At 65.0% G+C, this 7,147-nt stretch carries 5 protein-coding genes; all 5 read left to right on the top strand.

Going from position 1 to position 7,147, the window contains the following annotated elements; genetic code table 11:
- The first annotated feature begins 121 nt into the window (after positions 1-121).
- Positions 122-1,123 carry an AAA family ATPase gene (locus AC5JJ2_RS15315; protein WP_495858875.1) on the top strand — a complete coding sequence of 334 codons (1,002 nt, stop codon included), beginning with the start codon at positions 122-124 and terminating at the stop codon, positions 1,121-1,123.
- Between the two features lie 17 nt (positions 1,124-1,140).
- Positions 1,141-1,593, top strand: coding sequence for a GxxExxY protein (locus AC5JJ2_RS15310; protein WP_495858874.1), 453 nt, complete (start codon positions 1,141-1,143; stop codon positions 1,591-1,593).
- Positions 1,594-1,643: 50 nt separating this feature from the next.
- The gene (locus AC5JJ2_RS15305; protein WP_495858873.1) at positions 1,644-2,525 is read left to right on the top strand and encodes a DUF58 domain-containing protein; all 882 of its coding nucleotides are present in this window, start codon (positions 1,644-1,646) and stop codon (positions 2,523-2,525) included.
- A 110-nt stretch (positions 2,526-2,635) separates the two neighbouring features.
- Complete coding sequence (locus AC5JJ2_RS15300) at positions 2,636-4,552, top strand: VWA domain-containing protein (protein WP_495858872.1); 1,917 nt, start codon at positions 2,636-2,638, stop codon at positions 4,550-4,552.
- A 9-nt stretch (positions 4,553-4,561) separates the two neighbouring features.
- Positions 4,562-7,123, top strand: coding sequence for a VWA domain-containing protein (locus tag AC5JJ2_RS15295; RefSeq protein ID WP_495858871.1), 2,562 nt, complete (start codon positions 4,562-4,564; stop codon positions 7,121-7,123).
- Positions 7,124-7,147 lie beyond the last annotated feature (24 nt).

The raw sequence follows: 7,147 nt of genomic DNA, 5'->3' as shown, positions 1-7,147 counted from the left end.
AGACATTTGACAACGGCCGCGGGACTCGGTAACCTCAGACAAGTTAACTGAGGTCGGCGCGGCGTGCAACAGAAATTCCTGTAACTTCTCGAATCGAACATCAGACGCGGAGGGCGAGCCGATGAGCGTGGAAGCCATCAAAGACGAACTCGACGGGTTCCGCCGGGACTTCCAACGGCTCCGGGAGGAGATCGGCAAGCTGATCGTCGGGCAGGCCGACATCGTCGAGGGCACGCTGGCCGCGCTGATCGCCGGCGGGCACGTCCTGCTCGAGGGCGTCCCCGGCCTCGGCAAGACGATGCTCGTCCGCACGATCGCCGACTCACTGCACCTGAAGTTCAGCCGGGTGCAGTTCACCCCGGACCTGATGCCCGCCGACTTGGTCGGCACGAACGTCGTCCTCGACACGCACGACGGCGGCCGGAAGTTCGAGTTCCAGCGCGGCCCGATCTTCGGGAACATCGTGTTGGCGGACGAAATCAACCGCGCCACGCCGAAGACGCAGTCGGCGTTGCTCGAGGCGATGCAGGAGAAGCACGTCACCGTCGGCGGGCAGACGTACCAGTTACCGGACCCGTTCTTCGTGCTGGCGACGCAGAACCCGCTCGAGATGGAGGGCACGTACCCGCTGCCGGAAGCTCAGCTCGACCGGTTCTTCTTCAAGTTGTTGGTGAAGTTCCCGTCCTTCACCGACATGGAAACGATCCTCGACCGCACGACCGAGTCCACGAAGCCGACGGTGGAAGCGATCTTCGACGCCGAGCGCATCCGGGCGCTGGCGAAGCTCGTCCGGCAAATCCCGATCGCCAACGAGGTCCGGCGGTACGCGATTTCCGTCGTGATGGCGACGCACCCGGACCATGAATTGGCGGCCCCGAGCACGAAGAAGTACGTCCGGTACGGCAGCAGCCCCCGCGGGGCGCAGGCGATCATCCTGGCGGCGAAGCTGAACGCGATCCTCGACGGCCGCTACCACGTCGCCCGCGAGGACGTGCGGAAGGTCGCGCCGATGGCCCTGCGCCACCGGTTGATCCTGAACTTCGAGGGCCAGGCCGACGGCATCCCGGCGGACGATGTCGTGCAGAACATCCTCAACAACGTGAAGGAACCAGCCGCGGTTTGAAGAGGAATTGGCCACAGATGAACACGGAAAAAACAGATCAGAAGAAAACAGAGTTTGAAGAGTACCCGCACGCGGAACTCACCGGCCGCGTGATCGGCGTCTTCTACGACGTTTACAACGAGATGGGTTACGGGTTCTTGGAAGAGGTTTACCATCAGGCGATGGTCCTCGCGCTGCGGGAGGCCGGGCTGGACGCCGAGTCGAAAGCGAAGTTGCCGGTCTACTTCCGTGGGCGAGCCATCGCGATGTATGAGGCGGACATTTTGGTCGAGGGTGTTTTGATCTTGGAGTTGAAGGCCGCCAGCGCGTTGGACGCGGCCCACGAGGCGCAACTGCTCAACTACCTCCGGGCCACCGACATCGAACTCGGTCTACTGTTGAACTTCGGCACGAAGCCCACGGTTCGTCGTCGCATTTTCGACAACGACCGCAAGAAGTGCCGAGGCCAGCCCGACACGAACTGTCTTTAGCCCTGTTTTCTTCTGATCTGTTTTCATCCGTGTTCATCTGTGGCTAAATCATGGCTCTCTTCGATTCCGACTTCTTGAAGAAGCTCGAATACCTCTCGCTCATCTCGAAGCGGGTGTTCCGCGGGTCTCTCATGGCCCAGCGGCGGACAATGCAGCTCGGGACCGGGATCGAGTTCGCCGACCACCGCGAGTACACCCCCGGCGACGACTTCCGCTACCTCGACTGGAACCTCTTCGCCCGCCACAACGAACTGCTGCTGAAGCGATTCCAGGAGGAGGAAGACCTGCACGTCTACTTCCTCGTCGATTGCTCCCGCAGCATGGCGTTCGGCGACCCGCCGAAGTTCGACTTCGCCCGGCAGGTGGCCGCCGCCCTCGCGTACATCGCACTCGCGGACTTGGACCGCATTTCCGTGACCGCGTTCGCCAACGACATCGTCGCCGACTTCCCGCTTACGCGGGGCAAAGGGCGCATCCTCTCGCTACTGAAGTTCCTCGAAAATCTCGACGCCCAGGGCGAGGAGACGAACCTCGAGCGGGTCGCGACCGGGTTCATCCACCGCGACCAGCGGCGGGGCCTCGTGGTCGTCGTCAGCGACCTGTACGACCCGAACGGGTTCGACCGCGGCCTCGACCTGCTCCGCCACCGCAAGTACGAGCCGCACGTCGTGCAAGTCTTCGACAAGTACGAGCGGGAGCCGCCCGACCTACTCGGCGACGTGGAGATGTGGGACGTGGAGAGCGGCAACGCGCGGAAGGTGACGGTGACGGAGAAGAACCTGAAGCAGTACCGCCAACTGTTCAACGACTTCCAGGACAAGGTGCAGTCGTACTGCAACCGGTACAGCCTCGGCTGCACGCGGACCTCGACCGAGATCGCGTTCGACGAACTGATCCTCAAGATGATGCGCCAAGCCGGTTCCGTGAGGTAGAAGGGGAAAGGGGCCACAGATGAACACAGAAATCACAGATACAACCAAAAATCAATATTTGGATTTGGTTTGATCTGTTTTCATCCGTGTTCATCTGTGGCCGATTCATCATGAGCTTAACGAACCCGACGGCGTTCCTGTGGCTGCTGCTGGCGGTGCCGGTCGTGATCTTCTACATCCTGAAGATTCGACTGAAGCGCGTGCCGGTCAGCACGGTCATCTTCTGGCGGCAAATCTTCGACGAGAAGAAGCCCCGCTCACTGTGGCAGCGGTTGCGGCATCTCGTCTCGCTGATGGTGCAGCTCGCGCTGCTCGCGCTGTTGGTCGCGGCGTTGACGGAGCCGTTCTTCTCGTGGGAGGCGACGAACAAGCGGCGAGTCCTCCTCGTCCTCGACAACTCGGCCAGCATGAAGGCCACGGACGTGGACCCGACACGGCTCGGCAAGGCGGTCCAGGAGGCGCACGCCGTCATCAAGGGGCTGCGGTTCCGCGACGAGATGGCGATCGTCACGGCCGGGACGCAGCCGAAGGTCGTGTGCGGCCTCACCGGCCACCAGCGGACGCTCCGCGACGCGCTCGACGCGGTGCCGCCGACCGACGGCCCCGGCAAGCTCGCGGACGCCATCGCCACCGCCCGCCGGCTCGTGAACAAGGAGCAGGCGGAGGCCGAGAGCCGCGTCGTCATCATTACCGACGGCAGCGGTGACGAGCTGGCGAAGGCGCTGGCCGAGGAGGAGAAGAAGCCGGAAGCCGAGCGGATCAAGCTCAGCGTGATTCGGATCGGGGAGAAGACGCCGAACGTCGGCATCACCCGTTTCCAGGTCCGCCGCAGCACGATCGACCCGATCGGGTACGAAACGCTCGTCGAAATCACAAACCAGTCCGACGAGCCGAGCGGCGACTTCCGGTTGGAAATCACGCTCGGCGACCGCGTGAGCGACGTGGTCCCGCTGAACCTCAAGCCCGGCGAGGTGTGGACGAAGACGAGCCAGTACACGACCGCCGAGGGCGGCGTCCTCACCGCGAAACTGACCGTGAAGGGCGAGAAGCAGAGCGAGCCGTTCGCGGACAAGCTGCCCGCCGACAACACGGCCGTCGCGCTGCTGCCGAAGCGGGAGAAGATGAACGTGCAGTTCCACACCGCGAGCGGGAACCTCTTCTTGCACAAGGTGCTGGAAGCGAACTCGCTCGTGCAACTGACGCAGACGCGGAAGGAGTTGCCGAAGGACTTCGACGCGAAGGCGATCAAAGTCTTCCACCGCGAGACGCCGACGAAGCTCCCGCCGGGCAGCGTGCTGGTGGTGGACCCGCAGAACGACACGGACCTCTACAAGCTCGGCGAGAAGCTGCCCGCGGCCATCGTCACGAAGCAGGAGAAGGACTCGCCGTACATGGCGCACGTCCGGCTCGACAACGTCATCCTGCCGGACGCGCGGAACATGACGTTCCTGCCGCCCGCCGGGAAGCCGCAGGTGCTGGCGAGTTCGCTCAACAACGAGCCGCTCGTGTCGCTGATCCAGCGGCCGGAAGGCCCGGTGCTGGTGCTGACGGCCGACCTGGACAAGAGCGAGCTGCCGTTCCGCACGGCGTTCCCGATTCTCGTGATGAACACGCTCGGCGTGTTCGCGGGGGCGGCGGGGGAACTCCGCGAGGCGGTCGCCACCGGCGGCACGGCCGACGTGACGCTGCCGGCCGGCGAGTTCCAGTTGAAGGCCCCGGACGGGACCGCCAAGAAACTCCCGGTCGGGCCGACGAAAACGACCGTCGGGCCGTTCGACCAGGTCGGCGTGTGGGCCGTCGTGCCGACGACGGCGGGCGCGCCGGTCGAGGAGTTCGCGGTGAACCTGATGAGCCGGGCCGAGAGCGACCTGCGGCCGCAGGACGGGCCGGAGACGAGCGGGACCGCGGAAGCCGCCGGGCTGGTCGGCGGGTTCGGCGGGCGGCCGGTCTGGTGGTATCTGACGATCGCCGCGTTCCTGCTCGCGGCCCTGGAGTGGTACCTCTACCAACGACGCTGGATCAGCTGAGGATTGCCGATGCCGTTGGAACTCACACAACCCTGGTACTTGCTCGGCATATTGGCCCTGCCGGTGCTCGTCTGGTATTACTTCCGCGGCCTCACCGACTTCGCCCGGTGGCAGCGAATCCTTTCGCTCGCGTCCCGCGGTCTCGTCGTCGGGCTGCTCGTCCTCGCGCTGTGCGGTCTCACGTTCCTGCAGCCGGGGAAGGAGCAGTACGTCGTCTTCGCCATCGACGAGAGCATGAGCGTCGGCGAGGAGAATAAGGCCGCGGTGGACGACTTCATCGGTAAGGCGACGGCCGCGGCCGGGTCGAACAAGTACGCGTTCGTCCGGTTCGGGGCGGAGCCGGGGGCCCTCGTCACCGACCGCGCGCTCGGCGCGGCTGTGAACCAGAAGGGGACGAACATCGCGGCCGCGCTGGAGGTCTCGACGGCCGGGATTCCGCCGAGCCACGTGCCGAAGATCGTCGTCTTGTCGGACGGCAACCAGACGGCCGGGGACGCGATCCGGGCCGCCCTCCGCGGCGGCGTGCCGGTCAGCACCGTCCCGCTCGCCACCCGCACCGAGCCGGAAGTTCAAGTTTCCAACGTGAACGTCCCCGCCCAGGTCCGGGAGGGGGAGCCGTTCAAGATGGAGATCACCATCGACTCGAACCACGACGACGAGGGCGAGGTCGAGGTCTACCGCGGGGCGTACAAGGTCGCGTCCGAAAAGCGGAAGATCAAGAAGGGCGAGAACAAGTTCGCCATCTCGCCGCTGCAGATCGTCGGCGAGCGGAACACCGAGTACACGGTCCGGGTCAAGGGGTTCAACGACAAGTTGCTGGACAACAACACGGCGAAGGCGCTCGTGTACACGAACGGTAAGCCCCGCATCCTGCTCGTGGACACCGACACGAAGCAGGCGAAGGACCTGGCATACGCCCTCGAGCAAGAGGGCATCAAGGTGGACGTGCGGCCGACGCAGGGCATCCCGGACTCGCTGTCGGACCTGCAGAACTACGAACTCATCGCCCTGTCGAACGTCCCGGCCACGGCCATGAGCACCCGGCAGATGAACCTCATCCGCACCTACGTGCAGGAACTCGGCGGCGGCCTGCTCATGATCGGCGGCGACCAGTCGTTCGGCCTCGGCGGGTATTACAAGTCCACCGTCGAGGAAATCCTCCCCGTGCGGTCCGACTTCGAGAAGGAGAAGGAGAAGCCGAGCATCGCGATGGTGCTGGTCATCGACAAGTCCGGGTCGATGGGCGGGCAGAAGATGGAGATGGCGAAGGACGCGGCGAAGGCGGCCGTCGAGCTGCTCGGCCCGCGGGACAAGGTCGGCGTGTGCGCGTTCGACGGCGACCTGTTCTGGATCGCGGACATCCAGCCGGCGTCGAACAAGGCCCAGATCATCGACAGGATCAGCACCATCGAGGCCGGCGGCGGCACGGTCATGGGGCCGCCGATGGAGGCCGCCTACGAGGCCCTGCAGGGCATCCAGGCGAAGCTCAAGCACGCCATCGTCCTGACCGACGGCATCTCCGAGCCGGCCGACTTCGAGGGGATCGCCCAGAACATGGTCCAGGCGAAGATTACCTGCAGCACCGTCGCCGTCGGCGACGACTGCGACTTCAAGCTGCTCGAAAGCATCGCGAAGATCGGCAACGGCCGGTACTACCACTCGGAGGACCCGGCCAACATCCCGCAGATTTTCGCGAAGGAGACCGTGACCGCGAGCAAGTCGGCGATCAACGAAATCCCGTTCACGCCGACGATCCTGCGGTCGTCGGCCGTGCTGTCCGACTTGAACATCGAGAACGCCGCCCCGCTGTTCGGGTACGTGACGACGCGGCCGAAGCCGACGAGCGAGATCATCCTCATCACGGACAAGGGCGACCCGCTCTTGGCGTGGTGGCGGTACGGCCTCGGGTTCTCGGTCGCGTTCACGTCGGACGCGAAGGGCCGGTGGGCCGCCGAGTGGGTGTCGCAGCCGCTGTTCGGCAAGTTCTGGGCGCAGGTCGTCCGGCACAGCATGCGGAAGTCCGACGCGAAGGGCGTGTTCGTCCAGATGGCGCAAAAGGACGGCAAGGCGACCGTCACCCTCGACGCCGTGAAGGTGGACGGCAACTACCTGAACGAGGCGACCACATCGCTGACGGTCCTCGAACCACAAGGCGGCGAGAAAAAGTTGACGATGACGCAGACGGCCCCCGGCCGTTACGTCGGCGAGTTCCCGATCGACAAGACCGGGACGTACCACGTCCAGATGAACCAGGACGCGAAGGGCCAGCAGGCCACGCAGCAGTCCCGCGGGCTGGTGGTGAACTACGACGACGAACTCCGCATCCGGCCGACGGACGAGAAGCTGCTCCAGGACCTCGCCCAGGTGAGCGGCGGCACGTTCAAGCCGGACCCGGAGGCGGTGTTCGCCCCGGACGAGCGGTCGGCGACCCGGCCGCTGCCGCTGTGGCCGTACTTGTTGATCGCGGCGATGTTCGTGTTCCTGGCGGACGTGGCCCTGCGGCGGATCGACTTCGACCTGGTGCTGGGGCGGCAGAAGCCGCCGATGAAGATGGTGATGGGCAGAAAGTAGTAGGCACACTCCGTGTGCCGTCTC

The organism is Limnoglobus sp. (genome assembly GCF_059499385.1).
Note: the sequence above shows the minus strand (reverse complement) of the source record. Positions and strands in the feature narration are given on the sequence as shown.

Bases quoted from the DNA above. Each gene is read 5' to 3' on its own strand.
- AC5JJ2_RS15295 (WP_495858871.1), top strand. From the start codon at position 4,562: ATGCCGTTGGAACTCACACAACCCTGGTACTTGCTCGGCATATTGGCC.
- AC5JJ2_RS15305 (WP_495858873.1), top strand. From the start codon at position 1,644: ATGGCTCTCTTCGATTCCGACTTCTTGAAGAAGCTCGAATACCTCTCG.
- AC5JJ2_RS15315 (WP_495858875.1), top strand. From the start codon at position 122: ATGAGCGTGGAAGCCATCAAAGACGAACTCGACGGGTTCCGCCGGGAC.
- AC5JJ2_RS15310 (WP_495858874.1), top strand. From the start codon at position 1,141: ATGAACACGGAAAAAACAGATCAGAAGAAAACAGAGTTTGAAGAGTAC.
- AC5JJ2_RS15300 (WP_495858872.1), top strand. From the start codon at position 2,636: ATGAGCTTAACGAACCCGACGGCGTTCCTGTGGCTGCTGCTGGCGGTG.